Genomic DNA, 21,924 nt, shown 5'->3' on the forward strand with positions numbered 1-21,924 from the left:
TAAGAGCAGGAAAAGAGACGAACCGATGGTTCTATCGTACCCCTTTGCCGGGGACGGTCCTAGTGCCAACGCCTGGTGGAAACCAGAGCTAGGCCCCCAAAAATGGTACCGGTACCAGAAACGCGTGCTGCTCCAACAGGCTATCCGCCCCGCGCCACGAAATGTACAAGAATAAGTACATGAAGAAGATGTACGACACCACCACCGGAATCGCGGCCAGGCGGCTCATCCAACGCCAGACGAAGTGGGCCGGCTTCTCGCGTTTCTTGGATACGGCAACTGCCCAGCCCGATAGCATGCGGGCCGGGAAGATGAAGATCACAAAGAACAAGCTCGGCAGCCAGGCAATCTCGCGATCGATCATTTCGATCTTCAGCAGATACAGCGGCAGAGCGAACAGCAGCGTAATGAACAGCGCCAGCCACCAAGCCAGGGGTGCCTGACGAAACAGCCCACGAATCGCTCGCACTTCAAACAAAGCCTTGAAGCGGTTCTCGGCGGCGAAGCGAGCTTGCAGAAACGGCAGATACAAAAGCACAAACGCAAACACGAGCATGCCCGGCAAGCTCACCACGAAGGCAGCCCCCGGATCATTGATCTGCCGAGCCCCAATCATCCAAACCACCGGCACCAAAAGCCACAGTAGCGTGCCGACGAATCCTCGAGCTCCCAGCGAGAAATAGTACCACAGGTGCAGTTCTTTAATGAAGGCCAGCGTTCCTTCCCGGGCCTGAGCATACATGCCGCCGTGGAAGATCGTTTTGAAGAACTTAACCGGCGCCGGCCAGATGAAATGCCGTAGTCGGCCACCTCGATAACATGCCCATGCCACGTGCAAGCTGACAGCAACCGTCGCGACCATCGTGACAATCCACAGGTTACGCGTTTGCACGCTCTGCGGATCGATCAGCCAGGCGCTTTGCCAGGCATCGGATAACAGCCGCAGCGGCAAGAACATCAACCAGGCCCCGGCGACGATACTCCCGATACGGGCCGCTTTGCGAATGCCGACAAACCCTTGCGTGAACTTGCCGGTCCGAGCGATTCGCCCGCTCACTTCCAACAAATAGCCCAGGCTCATCAAATTCAAAATGGGGACGGTCGCGAGAAAGGCGAGAATCACGATCATCGAGACGACGCCAAAGCACCACTCCCAGGCACTCATCAGCCCATCGGCGATCCGCCAGACGATATTCTTTTTTGGTGGCTGGGCAGCCTCGACCAGGGTTTCGCTGTCGTGCCCAGGGCATGCTTCGTCGATCGGGGCAACAAGTTCCTCGGAAGGAACCAATGCTTCGTCATGCCAGGTTGAGTTGACCACAGACATTGGGGAAATCCAGGAATCGATGAGAAGGGAATCAGCGTAATTCCTTATGTTTGTTCTACCTAACGCGACGTGGGCTTGGTTTTGATAATTCCGCGAAAACCGAAAGATTTCTCGACAACAGGAAACAAATATGCCTCAGCCCCGGTAAGAATAGGTACTTAGACGTCCCTTTTCTATTGTCGCGGGTCTCAGAGCGAGTCTCCCTATGTGGCTAAAGAATATTGCTTTCATCGCCCTCGCCACCGTCGTCTTGGCATCTCTGGCCAATTGGCTGCTAGCGCCTCCTAAAGTCGAAGCGCTCGACGATCCGGTCGTCGTGGTCTCGGATGACTTCCAAACGACGAAAGAGGCCATTGATGCTCAGTTTCGGGAAGTTTGGAAATCTCGAGAACTGGAGCCGGCCCCCAAAGCCGACGACCTCACGATCGCCCGCCGCATCTCGCTGGGACTGACCGGCTCGATTCCTTCGCTGGAAGAAATTCGCCTGCTCGAGAATCGCCCGAAAGAAGATCGCCTGGCATGGTGGGTCAACCACTTGCTGGAAGATCGTCGCTATGGCGACTACATGGCCGAGCGGCTTTCACGTGCCTATGTCGGCACAGAAAACGGTCCCTTCCTGATCTTCCGCAAGCGGCGATTCGTGACCTGGCTCAGCGACCAGCTGATGGCCAATCGACCTTACAACGAGTTGACTCAAGACCTGATCGCCGAGTCAGGCCTTTGGACCGATCACCCCGCGGTCAACTTCATCACCGCCACCGTCGACCAAGACGGCACGAAGGAGCCTGACGTGGCGATGCTGGCCGGCCGCGTGACCCGGGCCTTCCTGGCGACGCGCATCGACTGCGTGCAGTGCCACGACGACAACCTCGGCGGCGATCTCAAGCAGACCGACTTTCACGAGTTGGCCTCGTTCTTTCGCGAAGCCCAGAACTCGTTCGTCGGCATCATGGACCAGAAGGGGAAACCGTACGAGTACAAGTATCTGCATGCCGAAGAAGAAACGACCGTGCCCGCCCAGGTACCTTTCAATCAGCACTTGCTCGAAGAATCTGGCGGAACGCTGCGCGATCGCCTGGCAGGCTGGGTCACGCATCCTGAAAACAAACCGTTTTCCCGAGCAATCGTCAATCGCGTCTGGGCGGTGATGACGGGGCGGCCGCTGGTCGAGCCGGTCGACAACATTCCACTCAATGGAAGCTTCGAGAAAGGCAATTTCCCGGCGGGACTCGATCCGCTGGTCGATGACTTCATCGCGCACAATTTCGACCTCAAGCGATTGATTCGTCTGATTGCTTCGACGGAAGCCTTCCAACGCGATAGTCGTGCCGACCACGAGCTAACCGCCCGGCACGAACAGGCCTGGGCCTCGTATCCCGTGACGCGACTTCGGCCCGAACAGATCATCGGCAGCATCAATCAGGCTTCTTCCTTGAGCACGCTCAATGCCGACAGTCACGTGCTGACCAAGCTGGTGACCTTCGGCGAAACGAACGATTTCCTTAAACGGTACGGAGACGCCGGCGAAGACGAGTTCAGCATGGACGGCGGCACCATCCCGCAGCGGCTGCTGATGATGAACGGCAACCTGGTGACCGAGCGGACCAAGAACAACTTCGTCCGCAACGCCGCCACACGTATTTCGCAGCTGTCCCCTAACAACGAAACCGGGGTCGAAACGGCCTTCCTCTGCGTTCTCACACGGCGACCAACGGAAAAAGAGCTCGAACACTTCGTCAACAAGCTGGAAAGTGACGAAGTGAAATCGAACCGTACCCAAGACTTTGAAGACATTTACTGGGCTTTGATGAACTGCACCGAGTTCGCCTGGAATCACTAGGAACTGCCATGAAACGCTTTCAACATCTTCTCGGTCCCGAAGGTTGCGGCACACGTGCACACTTCAACCGCCGCACGCTGCTGGGTGCCGGTGCAGGGTTGGCCTGGCTGACGCCTCTTTCCCAACTATTGGCCGCCTCATCGGAAGAGAAATCGAACAAGGGACGCCCCAAATCGGTGATCGTCCTCTGGATGCAAGGGGGCCCCAGCCAGTTGGAAACCTGGGACCCACATCCCGGCAAGATGATCGGCGGCGATACCAAAGCGATCGATACCTCGGTGAAAGGGCTGAAGATCGCCGACACCATGCCGCATACCGCCGAAGTGATGCACGAGATGGCCCTGCTGCGCTGCGTGACCAGCAAGGAAGGAGATCACGAGCGGGCCACCTACAACATGCAGACCGGCTACCGGCCTGACCCCACGCTAATTCACCCGTCGATCGGAGCAATTCTCTGTCACGAGCTTTCAGCCGAAGGGGTCGAAATCCCTCGTCACGTGTCGATCTTCCCCTCGGCGTTCCCGTCGCGGGGAGGCTTCCTGGGGAACCAGTACGACGCGTTCAAGATGTACGATCCCACAGGCCCGCTGCCAGACCTTCCGCGGCGTGTCCCGGAGGATCGCTTCGAGGCCCGGCTCAGCGATTTGGACATCCTCGAATCAAGCTTTTCCAAAGGTCGCCGATTCGATCTGGAACAGAACAAGACCCTGCACCGCAAAACAGTCGATCGTGCCACCACGATGATGACTTCCGACCAGATCGATGCGTTCAACATCGACGGCGTGCCGACCGAAGTGAAAGAGCAGTTCGGCGATACTCCGTTCGGCCGAGGCTGCTTGTGCGCGACGCAGCTCATCGAGACTGGCGTCCGCTGCGTGCAAGTCACGCTTAGCGGCTGGGACACGCACGCCAACAATCACGAGTTGCAATCGGCCCGGGCCGGTGATCTCGATGCCGCGTTGAGCGCGACCATCAAGCATCTTAAGGAGCGTGATCGACTCGAAGACACCATCGTCCTGTGCGGCGGCGAGTTCGGCCGAACCCCCAAAATCAATCCCGCCGCTGGTCGCGATCACTGGCCGCACGGCTTCAGCGTGGCCTTGGCCGGGGGTGGAATTCGCAAAGGGGTTTTCCTCGGAGAAACCGACCCCGAAGGGGAAAAGATCACGCCCGAAACGAAGCACGCGGTTCGTGTCGAGGATATCCACGCCACGATCCACAGCGCCCTGGGCATTAATATCCACAAGGACTATCAGACCCCGATCGGCCGCCCGATGGCCATTTGCCAGGGGACGCCCATTTCCAAAATTGTCGCCGACGCCTAATCAATCGGGCGGTGCTTCTCGAACTCGAGAATCGCGTCGAGCGTCATGTTCGATTGTTGATATTCGATGACTTTCAGCTGCGGCTGCTTCAGTAGCGTTTCGATGGAAGCATTGGTGACCGGCGTGTCGGTTAGCCCAATCCCCACTAGCTTCGGCAAAAGCGGCAAACGTTTCAGGTCTTCATCCGTCACTTCGCAGCCCCCCAGGTTGATCTGCTCGAGATTCGGCAGCCCTGCCAGCATCTCTAGCAGTTCCGGTCGATATCGCTGGGGAGGAATCTCGACGGCATAGATCGTGGACTGTTCCTCACGGCGGACTTTCTTCACGCCGGCGCGCGCCAATAGAAAATGAATTCGCCGGTTCTCGACCTCCATGCCGTAGACTTCATTGTCACTTCCCTGAATGAACTGCTCGCGCGTTTGTTCGACCAGGTTGCCATCAGCATCAAGGACAAAGTACTTGTCCCCCAGCCAAGGCCGAGGCTCCGACACGTGCAGCTTATCCCCAGGCTGCGACGACCGCTGAAAGTACAACGCCAGTAGTCTCCGCTCGTTGGGAAACGGGACGCGGAGATCTCCCCAGCCCGAGATCTTCTCGGTGCCTTCTTTCGTGGTGATCATCCCTTCCGGCAGGTGATTCGAGTACAGCACGCTGGCGATCCCATGATCGACCAGGCCCAGGTAAAACCCAGCCGGATAAACCAACAGCACCGCCGCGACGATCCATTCCCAACGACGCTGCGGCCGGATGCTCGGGGCATTCCACATCACCCAGCACCCAATCGTTGCCGTGGCCAGGTTCCACGGGACCACGCTGACGTTGTGGTTATAAAACAGGGGGGACAGAAAGATGACGATCCCCACATGCATCAGCACACACGGGATCGCCGCCCAGCGAGGCCGAAAGATGGCCAGCAGGCCAACCGAGATCTCGCCTAGCGCAACGCCGTAGGCAAACAGCATCTGGAAGTCTTCCGGATTCACATGCAGCGACTGCACCATGTACCACGATCCGAACGAAAACCAATCGGGCGATAACAGCTTATGCGTCCCTGCCCACAGCCATAGCGACGCGAGAAACCACCGCACGATCACCACGCCGACGTTCTCGATCGTCGCCAGCATCAACACGGCATTGGCAATGAATTGCGGCTGCGTGCGGTACTGATCGAATACGAACGAAAGCAGCAGCGAAGCCACATGCACGGCCAGCCCCATCCGGGGTCGGATCAGCACCAGAATCAGGGTGGCCAGCATCCACCCGCCAAAAGGTATCTGCGGCAGATCGACCAGCGGCATGTGAACCGGCGTTTCGCGAACCTGCCACAACGGCCACGTAATCAGAATCGTCGCGGCCTGGGCAATCACGGCCACGACCAATAGGCCGTAACGCACCGTCGGCAACCCCAGCACCATCGGCTGGGCCCCCGTCAAGACGTCGGCGGTTTCTGAATTGGTGGCGGTTGCCATGGTTCCGATCGCACGTTGGATATTCGGTATAACCCTTAACCATAGCACACAAACGGCCATTTCCCCGCCCGTCGAGAAATCCTGATGAATGGCTTGCCAGAGGGGTGCGAGGCATCACACAATGGGGGACACCTCCAAGCAGTCCATCCAATGGCGACGACAAGGAATTCGGCATGCTGGCTCAACTACGCACCTACTCGATGGCCGGCATCGATGCGATTCCCGTGGAAGTCGAAGTCGACGTTTCCCCCACGGCACTTCCCAAAACGGTTCTGGTCGGCCTGCCGGAAGCGGCGGTGAAAGAGAGCGTCCACCGCATCGAACGGGCCATCGTCAACTCCGGCTTCTTCTGCCCGCGGGATCGCGTGGTGATCAACCTGGCTCCGGCCGAACTTCCCAAGAACGCCGCTTCGTTCGACTTGCCCATCACGCTGGGCATTCTGCTGGGCAGCGGTCAACTCGTCAGCGATCGGCTCAGCGATTACGCCATCGTCGGCGAACTGGCACTCGACGGCAACACGCGTCCCATCCGCGGCATTCTTTCCAAGGCAATGGAAACCGAAAAACAGCAGCTGCGGGGCATCATCGTGCCGGCCGAAAATGCCCGGGAGGCGGCCGTCGTGGAAGGGATCGAGGTCATCCCGGTCGCCAGCCTGACCGAAGCGGTCGGCTTCCTTTCGGGCCAGCTCGATATCGAACCGGTCCCACCGCAAATCCACGCCTTGCTGGAAGAGCACTCCACCTACGAAGTCGACTTCGCCGACGTTCGCGGCCAGGAACTCGCCAAACGAGCCGCTACGATCGCCGCGGCCGGGATGCACAATCTTCTGCTCGTCGGGCCGCCTGGCTCGGGCAAGACGATGGTCGCCAAGCGAGTCCGAACGATCCTGCCCGAACTGACGCCGATTGAATCGGTCGAAACGACCCGCATCTACAGCGCCACCGGCCGCCTGGCCACCAACCAGCCGCTGCTGGCGACCCGTCCGTTTCGTTCGCCGCATCATACGATCTCCGAGGCTGGCCTCGTCGGAGGCGGCAGCAACCCGGCCCCTGGCGAGATCAGCCTGTCGCACAACGGCATCCTGTTTCTGGACGAACTGCCGGAGTTCAATCGCCGCACGCTGGAACTGATGCGGCAGCCGCTGGAAGATCGGCAGGTCACCATCAGCCGGGCCTTGCGTAGCGTCACCTTCCCGGCCGACTTCATGCTGGTCGCGGCGATGAATCCGTGCCCGTGCGGTTTCCGCAACGACCCCCGTCGCGATTGCCGCTGCACCGTTCCCCAGGTCGAGAAATACGTCGGGAAGATCTCCGGTCCTTTGCTCGACCGGATCGACATCCAGATCGAAGTCCCGGCGGTCCCCTACCAGGAACTGGCCAGCCAGACCGATGGCACCAGCAGCACCGAACTGAAGGAGATGGTCATCGCGGCCCGCAAAATCCAAACCCGCCGTTTCGTCGGTAGCCGCACCCGCTACAACGCCCAAATGAGCAGCCGCGAAGTCCGCAAGTTCTGCCACGTGGAAGAAGAAGGGGCGACGCTGATGAAGCAAAGCATCAGCAACTTCGGGCTCAGTGCCAGGGCGTACGATAAGATCTTGCGCCTGGCGAGAACGATCGCCGACTTGGAATCGGCCACGGTGATCTCGGCGGATCACGTTTGCGAGGCAATAAACTATCGGATGTTGGATCGGAGTTTGGTGGGGTAGAACGATCCGACATGTCCCTTGAAACCAATCATTCCTAGAGGAAGCCCCGTCATGCCCCAGAAAAAAGCAAGCAACACCAAGAGGACCACACCTCTTGCGGATGTGATCAATGATCGTGTCCTGGGTAAGCTTGTCTTCTCGACGGCCCTCGACCAGACGGTCGAGTTCCAGGGAAAGGTCAAACTCAGTGGGCGCACGGTCACCATGGATCTTTATACGGACGCCGAGGGGAAACTTGGTCCCTGCATCCTGCGGGCACGTCGCATCGTCGAGAATTTCCCGGCGATAGAAATCAAAATGCAGAATTACATCGCCAAGAAGATTTTCCCTTCGTACAACGAAACGTTCCGACCAGGCAAAAAGCCATTCGCCCTCGATCAACTACTTTCCAAACTTAAGCTTCGCTTCGTCACCACGCATCCCGAACCAAGAGCAACTTTCTGGTTCGAGGCCGGCAACGCATTCGCAGGGCACGGTCTGCAGCTCTTCATGGCCGAAAGAAACCGCATCGTCGATCATGACATGCCGGGATAAGTTTCGTTGGCCAGTTGGACAGAAAAAGAGGGGGACGTGGGGCTCTTCTGTTTCTAGCGAGAACGATTGTTGATTTGGAATCGGCCACGGTGATTTTGGCGGATCATGTTTGCGAAGCGATTAACGATTGGATGTTGGATCGGAGTTTGGTGGGGTGAGATGGGACACTCTGTTCGCTATAATGAATCGCCGGTGTCACGGTCAATGTTATTGATGTCTGCGCCCTAAATCGAATGCCTCTGCCAGCCATTTTGCCACGAATTCCGGGACTTCCCTTGGTCGCCCCTATCGGATTGGATGCGCAGACGTCAATAGATTGTTTCTGCTGGTCTCACAGGCCCTTTCATGGCTTCGACACTTTTCGACTGACAGTGCATACCACATAGGTTTGTCGCACCTCTTAAATATACCTTCGTTCGCCACAAAAATGGAACAGATACTAGAACAATACGGTACGTTAATCACCATTTTCAGTATGGCAGTAACCGTCATCACATCACTAACAGCGATCTACCTTTGGTTCAATCCCAGCAAAGCAAGAAAACGGCTGTTTGTTACATCTAGACATCTCAACTTGATCCACGAGAAGTCCGATTCATTTCCTGACATCTCAATATCGTTCAAGGGTATTGGCGAAACGCTACAGAATGTCTCCGTCACCACATTCTGGATTTGGTGCCAGAATTCCGATATCACAAAAGCGGATTTCGCAAAAAATGGTAGCCTAAAAATACAGGCAGAAGAAGACGCTGAAATCCTCTCGTGTAGCGTCATTAGACAAAGCCATGAGGGGAACGCAGTTTGTGTCCAACGATCTCAGGATCGGAAGCAGATAAGCGTTAGCTTTGACCATCTTAACGAAAACGAGGGTGCGGAAATCCGAGTGTTTCATACGGCGAGAAGCAATGGTCTTCTAAACGCAACGGGAAAGATTCGAGGCGGAGAAATTGTTCAAGCACCTAATAGTCTTCGGCGAAAGCACTACGTTGTACCGAGTATCATAACAATACCTTTAATATTAATATCTCTCGCCATTCCATTTGCTAGATATTTAGACCAAAACGAAACTGTCAAACAGGTAGCTGAAATATTTCTATACGCATTCGTTGGTCTACAATGGCTTGTTTGGGGAACACTAATTATTCGAATATACCTTAGTCCGGTAATCCCCACGGCGATTGCGCCATGATGGGTTATCTGCGACACTGAGGCAATGGCGGTCAGGCGATTTTGTGACGGAGGTTGTCGCGGCCTGATCCGGTGTTCTCAGGTGCCTTTCTCATGTCGTCACGTTCGCCTGTTTCCCTTCAAGAGTGCTTTGCCGATCTGACCGATCCGCGGACTCGCAAGGTGACTTATCCGTTAACGAATATCGTGACCATCGCGCTGTGTGCGGTGATGAGTGGGGCGGATGATTTTGTGGCTATCGCCGACTGGGCCGAGATGAAGAAGGAGTGGCTGGGTAAGTTCCTTGATTTGAGTTCCGGCATCCCTTCGCACGATCGCTTTAATGCGATCTTGGCTTCGCTGAATCCGGCTGAGTTTGAGAAGTGTTTGCTGACTTGGATCACCGCCTTACACGAAATCACCGACGGGCAGATCATCGCGATTGACGGCAAGACGCTGCGGCGGAGTTTCGACAAGGCCAGCAGCAAGGCGGCCATTCACATGGTCAGTGCCTGGGCGACTGCCAATCATGTGAGTCTCGGCCAGGTAGTAACCGACGCGAAGAGCAACGAGATCACCGCCATTCCCAAACTGCTTGAAATCGTCGAGGTTTCCGGCAGTTTAGTGACGATTGACGCTCAAGGTTGCCAACAGGACATCGCTCAGAAGATCGTCGACCAGGGAGCCGATTATTGCCTGGCCGTGAAGCGCAATCAGCCGACCCTCCACGATTCGATCGAAGATTTTTTTGTCGCGCAGCAGGAAAGCAATTTCAAGCGAGCCAAAGTACACCGTCACGAAACGCACGAGAAAGGGCATGGTCGCGAGGAGTCGCGTTCCTATTATATCTGCCCTGTGAACGACGAGATCATCACACGAGATCGTTGGTCGAACTTGAGGGCGATCGGGATGACGATCAATATCGTGAAGCAAGGCGGGAACGAGACGAGCGAGGTGCGATACTATATCCTGAGCAAGTACCTTTCCGGCAAGCGTTTCGCCGAGGCCGTTCGCGGTCATTGGGGCATTGAAAACAGCCTGCACTGGCAACTGGACGTGACGTTCGGTGAAGATCAATCTCGCATCCGCAAAGGGCACGCCGACGCCAACTTTAGCCTGCTACGAAGGACGAGCCTGAGCCTGCTGAAGAACAACAAGACAGCCAAGGTCGGCGTGAAGAACAAACGATTAAAATGCGGCTGGGGCGATGACTACCGCATGGAAGTCCTGCTGGGACGGTGAGTTATGGTGCAATCGCCGTGCGGTAATCCCTAAGGCGATTCAATCTAATGATGATCACCTGGACGATGTCATCCAATTAATCGCCCGTCGATAACCATCTTGCTTTTAGGTGACATCCCCTAAGCCAACAACAATCTGAAGGAGAAAGAAAAGAGAAGGGGAGATTATTCCGGCGAAGAGTTTCATATGCCCGTTTTCCGTAGGCCTCCCCCCTACTCCCCCAAAACACGCAGCTCAATCTTCCGAATCTCCGCCGAACTCTGCCAAGCCGCAAAACCCATCGGGTGCGATAGGTCCACCTCGTTCCGCGTCGAGATCTTCTTCCCCTCAATCTTCGCGTCGATCACCTTTTTTTCGTCGATCCAGGCTTCGATTTTTTTATCGGTCACGCGGACTTTGAATTGGTACCACTGGTCGTCTTTGAAGGCGATGTAGGTAGTCGTTTCGTTTTCCGAGGCGTCTTCGCCGTTGATGTTGCTCAGGCCGACGACTGCTCCGCCCCAGCCGCCGGGGATGAAGCTGCAGTGGCTGTCTTTCACGGGGAACGTGGCGGCGGCGAAGAAGTCGATGCCCATCGTGCGCCGGGCTTCCCAGGTCAGCTCGTAATTGGTTTTCGGGAAGTCATCACGCTTGTAGGTAATGCCGGTCAGCATCGCCCCTTGCCCCATGGTGATCACGCCGTCTTTGACCTCAACGGCCCCTTCCCCGCCGAACTGCGGGACCTCGAAGTGCTCGAGGCTCTTGCCATCGAACAGAGACTTGGTCTTCGGCTTCTCTGGGGCTTCCTCGGCCAAAATCGGCAGGGCCAACAGAAGGAGAGCCAACAGGGCGAGAGCGGGGGTGATGGTGCGCATGGCGTGGGTTACTTGGGTGGCGATGGTTGATCGAAACGGTTTTCGCGTCCGCACCGCGGACCCTATTAGGGTACCAAGCCGCTCACGCCGATTCCATTAGCCGTGCCAGCTGCGGAACCAATCGACGTATTCCTGGATGCCGTCCTCGATCAGCACCTTCGGGCCGTATCCCAGCAGCTTCTCTGCTTTTTCGAGGTTGGCGTAGGTGATCGGCAGGTCCTCAGGCCGCTCGGGCTGATAGTCGATGACGGCCTTCTTGCCGAACGACTTTTCGAGAAGCTCGATCAGGCGCCGCATCTCGATCGGGTCGCTGTGCCCCAGGTTAATCTCTTGCCCCACGACCCCTTCCGCCGTGAGTGCGACAATCAAACCTTGGCAGATGTCGCTTACGTGGGTGAAGTCGCGGCGGATGCTGCCGTCGCCGAACAAGGGAATCGGGGTCCCTTCGTGGACGGCCTTGGCGAAAATGGTCAGGGCCAGGTCAGGCCGCAGCCGCGGTCCATACACGCTGAACGGACGCAGGCACGCCGCCGGCACGCCGTGCAGCTGATGATAGGTCAGGCACAACAGTTCGGCGGCCCGCTTCGTGGCGCCGTACGGACTGGCCGGAATCCCTAGCGGGGCATCTTCCCGAAACGGAACGCCAGCCCCTTTGCCATATACGGTGGAAGACGACGCCAGCAGAAACCGCTTCACCGGATGATGCCGGGCAGCTTCCAAGAGACTCAAGGTCCCGGCGACGTTGGCTTGCTGGTACATCTCAGGCTTCTGCACGCTGATCCGCACGCCAGCCATCGCGCCCAGGTGGACCACCTGATCGATATCGTGCTCGTCGAACAGCCGCTTCATCGCGGCCGAGTCGCAGAAGTCCCCTTCGATCAGGGTTACGCGCGGCTCGTTGGCCACCGGCTTCACGTTTTCTCGCTTTAGCGCCGGATCGTAGTAGTCGTTGAAGTTGTCGATCGTGACGAGCTTGGCGTCCGACTGCTTCAGAAGGATCTGCGTCAGGTGACTACCAATGAAACCGGCTCCGCCGGTAATAAGAATGGCCATGCGCTAGTTGGGGGTTGTGCGTACGAACAGGAAAATTGCCCAGAACCTATAATCGCTACAAACGATACTCAATTCGGGGCGATTCTCGCAAGACACAACGTGGTTGTGGGTGCCTGAGGCGTCGATTAGTCTGAAGACTCCTTGTTTCCATCCGCCGGGAAAGCATTTGATGTCGCTGCGAAAAGTGCCCCTGATAGCCACACTCGTCCTGTTTGGACTATGGGCGATCGCTTTCACGGCAACGCACTGGCCGATGGAGCCGGATAACGATCCCTTGTTTCCGCACGTCGATAAGTTCGTCCATGCAGGCATCTACGCCATTCTGGCCATCACGGCCCTCTTCGCGGCGACGGCCTGGAACTATCGCTGGTCGCTTCTGCTGGCAGTCACCGTCGCCCTGGCCCTGGTGGGGGTAGGCATGTTCGACGAGTTGACCCAGTTGTTCGTCGCTGGTCGAACGGCCGACCCGCTGGATCTTGTGGCCGACACGTTTGGGGCGGTCGTGGGGATCTCGCTGTATGGCTTGGTGCGAGGCGGTCGTGGGAGTGAGGAACTTTCTGCTAGCGAGTCCCCCTGAAGCTAGAGTCTGCCCCGGATGGCCCACCTTGATCTTAGCGAAGTTGCTGACGCGTTCGCCGCGGGAATTCCCAGCATCATCGGCCAGGTCGATCAGCTGGTGCGTGCGATCCCGCCTGGCTCGGTGACCACCTATGGCGACCTGGCGAAATCACTGGGCGATTCGGCCGCGAGCCGCTGGGTGGCGACCTATCTGCTTGATCCGGCCTGCGGCGTGGCCGATCTCTCGCATCGTGTCGTGCGATCGACCGGGGAAATTGGTCTGCACTGCTCTGGCAGCAGCGAAACGAAGACGCAGCTGCTGCGTGGCGAAGGGGTGGTGATCAACCGCGGCACTATCGACCTGGAAACGCACCGTCTCCAATTGCCGCCGATGGTTGCGTCCCTCTCGAAGCTAAAAGCCTGGCAGCGTGATTTTGCTTGCCCGGGAGAACAGGCGTTCCACCTTTCTAACGTCAAATCGATCGGTGGGATCGACGTCTCGTATGGGAAGGAGCAAGCCATATCGGCCTGTGCTCGTATGCAGGCCGACGGGCAAACGAAGATCGGTACGCACACTTGTACTGGCGAAGCGAAGTTCCCCTATATCACCGGCTACCTGGCGTTTCGCGAGATCCCTCTGCATCTGCATCTGTTGGCGGAAATGCAGGCCGCCGGCAAGTTGCCAGACGTGCTGCTGGTCGATGGCAACGGGCGGCTGCATCCGCGACGGATGGGAATCGCGACGATGTTGGGGGGACTCACCGGCATCCCGACGATAGGGGTGGCCAAGAAGCTTATTTGCGGCGTCGTCCAGGCTCCGGAGCTGAAAGTTGGCAAGTGGGAACCGATTATCGCTTCTCAAGATGCGCCTGACGAGATCCTCGGTTACGCCATCATGCCGCACACCAAGACGAAGCACCCGATCTACGTTTCGCGCGGCTTTGGTATCGATGACACGTCGATGAAAGAGGTCGTCGATCGCTGCCTGGCAGGGCATCGCTTGCCGGAGCCGATCTATTGGGCCGATCGCGAAAGCCGCCAGCTTGCTAGCACGCGGTAAGCGATTCATCTGGACCTCAGGCCCATGGTTTAGGTATGGTTCGCGGCAATCGTAGCTTTCCCACCAGTACGACTCTTTCGCCGAGCTGATCGAACCCGTGAAAACTGCATCGCTTTCGACCGCCGTCTTGACCGCCTGGGCTTCTTTCGTGTGCGTGAGTGCCGCAGCTGACTTTGAAGTGACCTCGCAGATCTTCCGGGGCAATGCCCGGATCCCTGCCGTCACCTATGAGACGGTTTTTAAAGGGGCGAAGGTCTACGACGTGGTCACCACGCCACCGCGGCAGGCCACGATCATCGATTATGACTCGGGACAAATCACGTTGCTCGATCCGCAGCGACAAGTCAAACTCACGCTGACCATCCAGGATGTGCTGCAGCACTCGGCCTATTTCAAGTCGCATGCGAATTTCCCCGAAGGCCCGCTGTGGACGTTCCTTCGCAATCCCAAGTTCGAGGCCAGTTACGATCCCCAAACCCAGGTGCTGAAGCTGGCCGGCGATCCGCTGACCTACGAAGCGGACCTGAACAAGATCCAAAATCAGCCGGCGGTCGACGACTACGCGCGTTTCTGCGATTGGTCTTCGATGTTGAATTTCATCTGTGCCGGCGGCGATTTGCCCCAGGCACGCATCGAACTGAACAACCAGATCCGCGCCAAAGAAGCGGTTCCGGCCGAAGTTCGCAAGACGATCCGCCACGCTGACCCCACCAAAAGCATCTCTCTTCGCAGCACGCATGAATACCGCTGGAAGCTACAGGAAGAAGACGCCAAGCTGATCGAGTCGATCGAGACCGATCTGGCGAAAGCCAAGGCCGTTTCGTTCGATCAATACGTGAAACCAGCGTTCTCCACCGCCCAAAAGTAGTGGGTTGCTGGATTGCGGAATATCTCTCAGGTAAGATGAGAACAGTTCTCTAGAGTTTGACTGTTCCCCCATCCCACCTGATTTCGAAGGATATGCCGCGCATGATCCGTCTGTTTAGCATTCTATTGCTGCTTGGCTTTTCGTCTGCCTGTTTCGCTGAAACGTATGAAATCGTCCAAGAGGACGACGGCTTGACCGTTCATTACGACGGCAAGTTACTGACTCGTTACCTGATCAAGAGCGGCGCGAAGCCGATTCTCTATCCCCTTCTAGGCCCTGACGGCCTGCCGATGACGCGTCGTTATCCGATCGAGTCGGTCGGCGAAAGCGAACGAGACGATCATCCGCACCATCGCAGCGTCTGGTTCACCCACGGCAACGTCAACGGAACCGACTTCTGGCTGGAAAAAGAAGGGGTCGGCGGTCAGATCATTCACGAAAAATTCGAGAAGGTCACCGACGGCGAGAACGCCCAGATCGTGTCGCTCAACCGCTGGGAAACGCCTGAGGGCAAGGTCCTTTGCCGCGATCGCCGCAGCATCACGTTCGGCCAAGACGAAGGGCGTCAGTACTTTGATTTCGACATCACCGTTACCGCCGGGGACGAGCCGGTCACCTTTGGCGATACTAAGGAAGGGGCGTTCGGTATTCGTGTCCCTGGGACGATGAAAGTCGACGCCAAGAAGGGGGGCACCATCGTCAACGACAGCGGTCAGAAGAATAAAGATGCATGGGGCAAGAAGTCTTCGTGGGTCGATTACTACGGCCCGGTGAAGGACAAGACAGTCGGCATCACGATCATGAATCACCCCTCCAGCTATGGTTATCCGACCTACTGGCACGTTCGCACGTACGGACTGTTCGCCGCGAATCCTTTTGGCATCCATGACTTCGTCGGTAAGAACGTCGAGTCAGGCGACCACACGATTGAGCCTGGCAAGTCGATGAACCTTCGCTATCGCGTTCTGCTGCACGAAGGGACGACCGAAGATGCCAACATCACCGCTGCTTTTGCTCGCTACGAGAAGGTCAAAAAGTAGGACGTAACAGCGCGTATTTCTCTCAAATTCTGCGGAAATAGATCAAAGCCCAGGCAATTCTGTTGCCTGGGCTTTTTGCTTGCGCACAACAATCAAATTTCCCATACTTCCTAGTCTATCTATGTCAAACTTTGACGCGCACACTGCCGATACCTAACTTTGCAAACACTTAACCCAAGTTACCCAACCAGCCTACTCTCGATGGCGATTGAGATGTGGCCGGATAGATACGGAGCATCCCCAACCTATGGCCGCTGAATCCCCGTGTTTCACTCAGCTGGAACACCTTCGGCAGTACATTTACCAGATTCTATGTGACAAAGAACAACTAGAGCCGGGCGTATTCCCCATGACCGAGCGTGTCATCGTGCGGGCACAAGATCCTTGTGGGATCTATTTTTGCTTGCATGGACCACGCAGCGTCAAATGCACGGCGATCTGGGAAACGGATACCAACACGATTTTGTTCTATGGAGCCAGTGGCGAACGGTTCCTCAGAACACAACTGTCGAGTGCTTCCGCCTTGCAGGTGGCTGCCTGATATTCAGGAGCCTCGGTCAATGGATTGGCCGAACGTCACAGGATCGCTGGATCAACATTTCATCTTAGAACCGCATAAACATGGAGGTTTATTCATATGCTAGTGCTCTCCCGCAAGGAAGGTGAGAAGCTTCGACTCGGCGAAGAGATCTTGATCACCGTCGTTAAAGTCGGTGCCGACAAGGTTCGCCTGGGAATTCAAGCCCCTTCGAATTTGCTGATTCTGCGCGACGAGTTGGAGTTGCACGATCAGATTGAGGCCGAAGAAGAAGAACGCATCACGCTGGTTTTCACGCAGGAAATCAACCAGCCGGTTACTAAACCGATGCGGATCGCGGCCTAGAGCGATTCCATGCAAGGCGATAGCGACTTGGACGCAGGCGAGGCAAACCAGGTCGCTACGCATGATCGTGGAAACGCTCACATCATGCCGGCGACGGGCATGATTGCAGAACACGTAGGGTGGCTACAGCCTGACACGAGCGAATGCCATCGTCCCAGTTTGGTGCGTCAGGCGGACGAAATGATGGCCGTCCGCCATAACGCTGGTAGCCATCCTACGAGACGTGCGAGCATTGAGAATCAACCTTGGACATCGCATCAGCGCATAAAAAATGAGGGGTATAGTCCACCCCTCATTCATCCTGTATCATCCGATACGTTCTCGCTGAGTTTACTCGCGAGGACGGATGGCACCCGTCAAACCGGAGTAATCGCAACGGTCTTCGTCGTGCCACAGTGGCAGACCTTGCTCGACGCGGCGGCGAAGAACTTCAATCTTAGCTTCTGAGCCAGCAGGAGCGTCGGTCGGGATAAACTCATCACCAGCATCAGGGACAAAGTCTTCATCGTGGCCGAACTTCAGGATGGCATCGAAAACGTTCTTGATCTTTTGCATCTTGATTAATACCTACTTTCCAAACAGGGGCGCACTAGGCGTGATTCGGGTACGGCTTACTCAGCCGGGTGGTTCGTATCGATCAAGGTCAAACTCGGTAAATACTACCGGATGACCTTTTACGGGTATTGAGAGCAATATCCATTCGCTCGTGAGACAGCATGCTGCCGCTTCCGCTTCATGACGCCGGGGTCATTCAAGCAGCGAACTTAAGGGCTCCAGACCCAAACAGTTCTCGGCTTGCGGTGCTGACGACCTCCACTTCGACCATTAAAAATCAATAAATTCTTTGTGGGCCGCAGTGTCTTGAGATTTGGTCGCTGATCTTCCTTAAGGATCCTCCCAAGGTCTGATCAAGCACACGATTATTTATCGATCGCTTAACGTGTCAATAGAATTTTCTGCGCCTTGCCGCAAGGCGACTTTTCCTACTAAGGTCAAACGTCTCAGTACCTTCCGATCTAAAGGATATGTTTGATTTGCCAAAAGGCAAAAAACTTCCAAAAACCTGCAGGCAGACCAGCCTTAGCTTCTCGTTAATGGAGACTTAACTTGCATTGGTGGTTCGCTGCACGGGTTGCCGAAACTAGGCCGATCCGTGAAGCTGTATCGTTTAACCGGCAAGGCCCCTTGCCAAAACTTTTTTCCTTGCTCTGAAATTTTCCTCGCCCAGCGGTCCACTTGGGGGGCCAAAATGACCTGGATCCAAAAAGAAATCATGCTCCGAGCGCGTTCGCGGGGTTTCCACCTGGTGACCCATGAAGTCGAACAGCAGCTGCCGGAACTGCGCGAAATCTCGGTCGGATTGCTGAATATCTTTATCCAGCACACGTCAGCCAGCATTAGCATCAACGAGAACGCCGACCCGGACGTGCGCGTCGACCTGGAAATGGGCTTTTCGAAGATCGTCCCCGAGGATTTCCCTTACGTGCATACGATCGAGGGCCCCGACGACATGCCTGCCCACATCAAAGCGGCTATGATCGGCAACAGCCTGACCATTCCCATCACCGACGGGCGCTTGAACCTGGGTACCTGGCAGGGGATCTATCTTTGCGAGCACCGCAACCGTGCTAGCGGTCGCCGTTTAGTGCTGACCATCCAAGGCGAACGCCGCTAGTGCTTCACGACCTGTTGCTTGCCGTCGTAGCAGATCCCTTTTTGCCGGCTGATGACCCAGTCCCAGTCCAGGCGATGGGGTGGATTGAGGAAATGGCGATAGGCAGCAGCCATTTGCCGGGCAACTTCCGAATAAGCCACACCCCCGAAACCGGCACCAAACGCTGGGAAAGCAATCGTTTCGATCTTCTCAGCGTTTGAGGCATTATGGTTGTAAACGGCCAGAAACGCTGCCCAGGTCGCCGCATAGATCTTATCAGTTCCATCGATTCCACCAGGCACCCGCATCGTGGGAGCGTGGCAGACATAGGGGATGGCCGGGTGCTCGGTTTCGACGAGAAACGCTGTTCCGACCGGCTGCTCGCCGAGATACTCGTTCATGATCCGGAACTGAACTCGCTCCATTAGTTGTTCACCGAAATAGCGAACCACTGCGGCATCGATCCCGGCACTCATGATTCCGAAAGAGTTTGCCGCGGTCACAAAACAGTCGTGAGGCGGAAGGTCTTCAAAGTAAGTGGCGAAGACTTGGACGTTTGGCAAATCAGCAAACCGCTCGCGAAATGCCTGGCACATTTGCTCGTCGGGATGGACGAGCCACAGGTTAAGAGAATTCATGTCCAGATTCTACGCTGCGATCGGCTTCGCGGTAGGGCCAAATTCTCACTCAGCCAACAAAAAAGAGGTCCCTATGGCGGACCTCCTTCGTAATGATCTCTGTTTAATGCTTAGGATGGCTACGGCTGAGCTGGTGCCTGCATCGGCGGCGGAGGCAGCTTGATCGCTCCGTTTTCGGCAGCCATCGCGGAAAGAGCATCGGTGTAGGTGATCAGAAGCCCATGCACGTGCTGGAAGTCAGGACGTTGCGTCAGCTGGGCGTAATTGGCGTTGCCGGCAACCTGGTCGTAGCGAGCAATGCAAGCCTGCAGAATCTGCGGATTGGGGTGCGGGCCTTGCTCGTAGATCTGCTTGGGAAGTCCGAGATACGCTTTCCACTGGTCGTCAAGCATGCTTCCCAGTCGATTCGATGCGGCGGCTAACTCCATGCGAAGCTGATCGACGCTGATGCTGCTTTGCGGCGGCATGGCCGGGTTCAGTTCCACGGCTTGCTGAGGAACCTCATAGGCACCGACCTGTTGCGGCTCGACCAGGACGTTGTCCGAATACTTCGTCAGCGTCGTCAGCAGTTCCGCCGCCGAAGCCGGCAGCACCGGCGTAATGGTTGCCGGCTGTCCGGTAGGGGTGAGGCCGGTGCTGGCGTAGTAGTTCCGATTCGCGGCCGGATCTATCTGCAGCGAGCTTCCATCGACCGAAGCTCCCACGAAAAGTCCACGGCTGCGACTATACGAGTAAATCTCGCTCTTCAGAGTTAAATCGGTCCCAGCAGAAGCATTTCGGCCGACAGGCCCAGCGGCAGCGGCTGCATCGACGCCGATGGTGAACTTGCCGTTGAGCAGACCCTGAATGCTGTTGCGGGTCATGAACACTAGGACCACGTCGGTGGCCTGAATGCCAGCTTGCCAACCAACGCTTCCGCCCGTCATGGTGACGAACTGGGGAGGCTGCCAGGCCCGGTTTTCATCGCGAATCAGCACGACGCCGCGGCCGTGACGAACTCCAACAACGAAGCCACCCTTGATCATGTTGGGGATGATGACCACTCCTTCCGCCTTGGCCAACATCGACTGAGGAATCCCGCTGGCCGGGATGGCCATGATCTCATTCAAGACGCCGGTCGACTGACGTACGATCAGGTCTTCGCGTCCTTGCTGGGCAAGGGCACTATGTGCGGTAAGCAATGAAAGGGTCAGTGCCGCGAGCGCGACCGATGTGTGCCGGGTCATTTTCAATCCTCCTCCGTGAACGTGGACAGCTGCTAGCAGTGAGGCAACTGCCTGGGTTTGCCCAATGTATCGCAGCAGCCACGAAGGACAAACCTCGATTTGCCACGAATGAGTGAGCCTGATTCCTATCAAGTAGTACGAATCGCGGACCGATCCGTTCATTACGGCTACTTTGCGGCGTCCTGTTTCTCGACGTACTTCTTCAACTTCGACTCGATGCCGGGGATCACCTTCACGGCGTTTTCGTGGTAGATCTTCTTCAAAACATCATCAGGCAAGCCGATCCCGTAGATGCACCACAGCCCTTGCGGCGGCGGAACTTTCTCGGAATAAGGGAAATACTCGTCAAAGGTCTCGAAGAACCGCCAGTAGTAGTGCAAACGTTCTTCCGGCCAGGGACCATCGGTGCCGAACAAAATCCGATCCTGATACTTCAGCACGAACTCGCGCGACGTGTACGGCTGGCGTCCCAGTTCGGAAATACGGGACGCCGGCTCGACGTAAAGATTGGGATATTTGTCCAACCACTGCGCGACGACGGCCAAGTCCTCCGAGTTATTCGCCATGTGTGCGCCGATGAAGATCGTCTCGGGGTGACGCTCGATCACGCGGTTACGCGCCGCCAGCAACTGCTGGCACGAGGGAAACTTGTCGCCGTAGAAACTCCAATCGGGATGGCGCGAGAGCTCTTCCCAGCGTTCATTCGTTTTGTCGATCGGCTCGAAGAAAGCCACCGGGTCGGCCGTATGAATGATCACCGGCAGACCAAGCTTGCCGCATGCTTCCCAGATCGGGTCCCAGCGGGGATCATCGATTTTCAAAAGCGAGCCGTCCGCATCTCGGTAACCCAGACCGAACTGCTTGAAGAGCTTGAGACCGCTGGCTCCCTTCTTTTTCACTTCGGCCAGTTCCAGGGCCATTCGCCGACCAAACTCAGGCCGCTGGCAAGCCCATGTCTCAGGCTTGTCCGGGTCCCCCTCCCCCTGCCAGTCGATGTTCGCGTAAATCAGAAACCGATCGGGGTACTTGGTCCACAGGTATTTGGCGTGGGCATCGAATTCGTCCCCCAGCTTTCCGTCGAGACTCACGCATAACGCGATATTATTGCGATCCATCACCTCGACGAAGTCGTCTAGTTGTTCAGGCGAATGCTTCAAGCGATAGCGAAAGTGGGTGTGATCATCCACCACGGGGAACTTGGCGTGGGTCAGATTCGTCTGACGAACTTTCAGGGTCGCCTCGGGGCGAAACTCGCCGATGGCCAGTGGCCGCCCATCTTCACCATCCAACGGTGGGTCTGCTTCGCCTGTCTGGGCCTGAGCAAGGCTCACGCTGCTGGCCAAACCAACCAGCAGCCAAACCAGCGATCGTACATGGTGAGTGGGACAGATCATGAAACTTTCCTTTCGTTGTCAACTTTTTTTGCCTGATGCGGATAACCCTATCAAGGCATTTTTGCTTGTCTGGCGGCAAGGGG

General features: G+C 56.6%; 20 protein-coding genes. 12 read left to right on the top strand and 8 right to left on the bottom strand.

The genetic code is table 11. The features are described from left to right. Positions 1-88: 88 nt before the first annotated feature. Complete coding sequence (locus Pan97_RS20540) at positions 89-1,327, bottom strand: DUF4013 domain-containing protein (protein ID WP_144975878.1); 1,239 nt, start codon at positions 1,325-1,327, stop codon at positions 89-91. 205 nt (positions 1,328-1,532) lie between these two features. Here Pan97_RS20540 and Pan97_RS20545 point away from each other — a divergent pair, with 205 nt between their 5' ends. Together Pan97_RS20545 and Pan97_RS20550 are read left to right on the top strand one after the other, a co-directional pair. Then, positions 1,533-3,167 carry a DUF1549 domain-containing protein gene (locus Pan97_RS20545; RefSeq protein WP_144975880.1) on the top strand — a complete coding sequence of 545 codons (1,635 nt, stop codon included), beginning with the start codon at positions 1,533-1,535 and terminating at the stop codon, positions 3,165-3,167. Positions 3,168-3,175: 8 nt separating this feature from the next. After that, a complete protein-coding gene (locus tag Pan97_RS20550) occupies positions 3,176-4,492 on the top strand; it encodes a DUF1501 domain-containing protein (protein WP_144975881.1) in 1,317 nt (438 codons plus the stop codon). On the opposite strand, the gene Pan97_RS20555 is transcribed toward Pan97_RS20550, so the two are convergent. Then, the gene (locus tag Pan97_RS20555) at positions 4,489-5,961 is read right to left on the bottom strand and encodes a MauE/DoxX family redox-associated membrane protein (RefSeq protein WP_165698876.1); all 1,473 of its coding nucleotides are present in this window, start codon (positions 5,959-5,961) and stop codon (positions 4,489-4,491) included. The two genes, Pan97_RS20550 and Pan97_RS20555, sit on opposite strands and share 4 nt — an antisense overlap. A gap of 173 nt (positions 5,962-6,134) precedes the next feature. Here Pan97_RS20555 and Pan97_RS20560 point away from each other — a divergent pair, with 173 nt between their 5' ends. The 3 genes from Pan97_RS20560 (at position 6,135) to Pan97_RS20570 (ending at position 10,613) form a co-directional block, all read left to right on the top strand. Beyond that, entirely contained in the window at positions 6,135-7,670 is a 1,536-nt protein-coding gene (locus Pan97_RS20560; protein ID WP_144975885.1) for a YifB family Mg chelatase-like AAA ATPase, read from the top strand. A gap of 51 nt (positions 7,671-7,721) precedes the next feature. After that, positions 7,722-8,204: a DUF2262 domain-containing protein gene (locus Pan97_RS20565; RefSeq protein ID WP_144975887.1), complete on the top strand. Its 483-nt coding sequence runs from the start codon at positions 7,722-7,724 to the stop codon at positions 8,202-8,204. A 1,281-nt stretch (positions 8,205-9,485) separates the two neighbouring features. Then, entirely contained in the window at positions 9,486-10,613 is a 1,128-nt protein-coding gene (locus tag Pan97_RS20570) for an ISAs1 family transposase (RefSeq protein ID WP_144970136.1), read from the top strand. A gap of 212 nt (positions 10,614-10,825) precedes the next feature. Here the strand turns inward: Pan97_RS20570 and Pan97_RS20575 are convergent, their stop codons facing one another. Then, entirely contained in the window at positions 10,826-11,467 is a 642-nt protein-coding gene (locus Pan97_RS20575; RefSeq protein ID WP_144975889.1) for a 3-keto-disaccharide hydrolase, read from the bottom strand. 96 nt (positions 11,468-11,563) lie between these two features. Next, a complete protein-coding gene (locus Pan97_RS20580) occupies positions 11,564-12,520 on the bottom strand; it encodes a GDP-mannose 4,6-dehydratase (protein WP_144975890.1) in 957 nt (318 codons plus the stop codon). Positions 12,521-12,689: 169 nt separating this feature from the next. On the opposite strand from Pan97_RS20580, the gene Pan97_RS20585 reads away from it, so the two are divergent. The 6 genes from Pan97_RS20585 (at position 12,690) to Pan97_RS20610 (ending at position 16,929) form a co-directional block, all read left to right on the top strand. Then, positions 12,690-13,097: a VanZ family protein gene (locus Pan97_RS20585; RefSeq protein ID WP_144975892.1), complete on the top strand. Its 408-nt coding sequence runs from the start codon at positions 12,690-12,692 to the stop codon at positions 13,095-13,097. A gap of 18 nt (positions 13,098-13,115) precedes the next feature. Beyond that, complete coding sequence (locus tag Pan97_RS20590; protein ID WP_144975894.1) at positions 13,116-14,138, top strand: endonuclease V; 1,023 nt, start codon at positions 13,116-13,118, stop codon at positions 14,136-14,138. A gap of 97 nt (positions 14,139-14,235) precedes the next feature. Further along, positions 14,236-15,006: a hypothetical protein gene (locus Pan97_RS20595; RefSeq protein ID WP_144975896.1), complete on the top strand. Its 771-nt coding sequence runs from the start codon at positions 14,236-14,238 to the stop codon at positions 15,004-15,006. Between the two features lie 101 nt (positions 15,007-15,107). Continuing rightward, entirely contained in the window at positions 15,108-16,046 is a 939-nt protein-coding gene (locus Pan97_RS20600) for a DUF6807 domain-containing protein (RefSeq protein ID WP_165698877.1), read from the top strand. Between the two features lie 247 nt (positions 16,047-16,293). After that, complete coding sequence (locus Pan97_RS20605; protein WP_105349541.1) at positions 16,294-16,587, top strand: hypothetical protein; 294 nt, start codon at positions 16,294-16,296, stop codon at positions 16,585-16,587. 96 nt (positions 16,588-16,683) lie between these two features. Next, complete coding sequence (locus Pan97_RS20610) at positions 16,684-16,929, top strand: carbon storage regulator (RefSeq protein WP_144975899.1); 246 nt, start codon at positions 16,684-16,686, stop codon at positions 16,927-16,929. A 330-nt stretch (positions 16,930-17,259) separates the two neighbouring features. Here Pan97_RS20610 and Pan97_RS20615 read toward each other — a convergent pair whose 3' ends face one another. Then, a complete protein-coding gene (locus Pan97_RS20615; protein WP_105349539.1) occupies positions 17,260-17,484 on the bottom strand; it encodes a hypothetical protein in 225 nt (74 codons plus the stop codon). Positions 17,485-18,202: 718 nt separating this feature from the next. On the opposite strand from Pan97_RS20615, the gene Pan97_RS20620 reads away from it, so the two are divergent. After that, on the top strand, positions 18,203-18,604 hold the full coding sequence (locus Pan97_RS20620; protein ID WP_449240247.1) for a secondary thiamine-phosphate synthase enzyme YjbQ: 402 nt from the start codon (positions 18,203-18,205) through the stop codon (positions 18,602-18,604). Here Pan97_RS20620 and Pan97_RS20625 read toward each other — a convergent pair. The 3 genes from Pan97_RS20625 to Pan97_RS20635 all read right to left on the bottom strand — a co-directional run bounded on the left by Pan97_RS20625 (position 18,601) and on the right by Pan97_RS20635 (position 21,841). After that, the gene (locus Pan97_RS20625) at positions 18,601-19,221 is read right to left on the bottom strand and encodes a macro domain-containing protein (RefSeq protein ID WP_144975902.1); all 621 of its coding nucleotides are present in this window, start codon (positions 19,219-19,221) and stop codon (positions 18,601-18,603) included. The genes Pan97_RS20620 and Pan97_RS20625 overlap by 4 nt on opposite strands. Positions 19,222-19,340: 119 nt before the next feature. Continuing rightward, positions 19,341-20,447 carry a lipid-binding SYLF domain-containing protein gene (locus Pan97_RS20630; RefSeq protein WP_165698878.1) on the bottom strand — a complete coding sequence of 369 codons (1,107 nt, stop codon included), beginning with the start codon at positions 20,445-20,447 and terminating at the stop codon, positions 19,341-19,343. 167 nt (positions 20,448-20,614) lie between these two features. Then, on the bottom strand, positions 20,615-21,841 hold the full coding sequence (locus Pan97_RS20635) for an amidohydrolase family protein (RefSeq protein WP_144975905.1): 1,227 nt from the start codon (positions 21,839-21,841) through the stop codon (positions 20,615-20,617). Between the last annotated feature and the right edge of the window lie 83 nt (positions 21,842-21,924).

This window comes from Bremerella volcania (genome assembly GCF_007748115.1).
GTDB classification, from domain to species: domain Bacteria; phylum Planctomycetota; class Planctomycetia; order Pirellulales; family Pirellulaceae; genus Bremerella; species Bremerella volcania.

Bases quoted from the DNA above. Each gene is read 5' to 3' on its own strand.
- Pan97_RS20580 (WP_144975890.1), bottom strand. From the start codon at position 12,520: ATGGCCATTCTTATTACCGGCGGAGCCGGTTTCATTGGTAGTCACCTG.
- Pan97_RS20625 (WP_144975902.1), bottom strand. From the start codon at position 19,221: ATGAATTCTCTTAACCTGTGGCTCGTCCATCCCGACGAGCAAATGTGC.
- Pan97_RS20555 (WP_165698876.1), bottom strand. From the start codon at position 5,961: ATGGCAACCGCCACCAATTCAGAAACCGCCGACGTCTTGACGGGGGCC.
- Pan97_RS20590 (WP_144975894.1), top strand. From the start codon at position 13,116: ATGGCCCACCTTGATCTTAGCGAAGTTGCTGACGCGTTCGCCGCGGGA.
- Pan97_RS20605 (WP_105349541.1), top strand. From the start codon at position 16,294: ATGGCCGCTGAATCCCCGTGTTTCACTCAGCTGGAACACCTTCGGCAG.
- Pan97_RS20585 (WP_144975892.1), top strand. From the start codon at position 12,690: ATGTCGCTGCGAAAAGTGCCCCTGATAGCCACACTCGTCCTGTTTGGA.
- Pan97_RS20545 (WP_144975880.1), top strand. From the start codon at position 1,533: ATGTGGCTAAAGAATATTGCTTTCATCGCCCTCGCCACCGTCGTCTTG.
- Pan97_RS20600 (WP_165698877.1), top strand. From the start codon at position 15,108: ATGATCCGTCTGTTTAGCATTCTATTGCTGCTTGGCTTTTCGTCTGCC.
- Pan97_RS20615 (WP_105349539.1), bottom strand. From the start codon at position 17,484: ATGCAAAAGATCAAGAACGTTTTCGATGCCATCCTGAAGTTCGGCCAC.
- Pan97_RS20565 (WP_144975887.1), top strand. From the start codon at position 7,722: ATGCCCCAGAAAAAAGCAAGCAACACCAAGAGGACCACACCTCTTGCG.
- Pan97_RS20575 (WP_144975889.1), bottom strand. From the start codon at position 11,467: ATGCGCACCATCACCCCCGCTCTCGCCCTGTTGGCTCTCCTTCTGTTG.
- Pan97_RS20550 (WP_144975881.1), top strand. From the start codon at position 3,176: ATGAAACGCTTTCAACATCTTCTCGGTCCCGAAGGTTGCGGCACACGT.
- Pan97_RS20570 (WP_144970136.1), top strand. From the start codon at position 9,486: ATGTCGTCACGTTCGCCTGTTTCCCTTCAAGAGTGCTTTGCCGATCTG.
- Pan97_RS20560 (WP_144975885.1), top strand. From the start codon at position 6,135: ATGCTGGCTCAACTACGCACCTACTCGATGGCCGGCATCGATGCGATT.
- Pan97_RS20620 (WP_449240247.1), top strand. From the start codon at position 18,203: ATGCTCCGAGCGCGTTCGCGGGGTTTCCACCTGGTGACCCATGAAGTC.
- Pan97_RS20635 (WP_144975905.1), bottom strand. From the start codon at position 21,841: ATGATCTGTCCCACTCACCATGTACGATCGCTGGTTTGGCTGCTGGTT.
- Pan97_RS20610 (WP_144975899.1), top strand. From the start codon at position 16,684: ATGCTAGTGCTCTCCCGCAAGGAAGGTGAGAAGCTTCGACTCGGCGAA.
- Pan97_RS20630 (WP_165698878.1), bottom strand. From the start codon at position 20,447: ATGACCCGGCACACATCGGTCGCGCTCGCGGCACTGACCCTTTCATTG.
- Pan97_RS20540 (WP_144975878.1), bottom strand. From the start codon at position 1,327: ATGTCTGTGGTCAACTCAACCTGGCATGACGAAGCATTGGTTCCTTCC.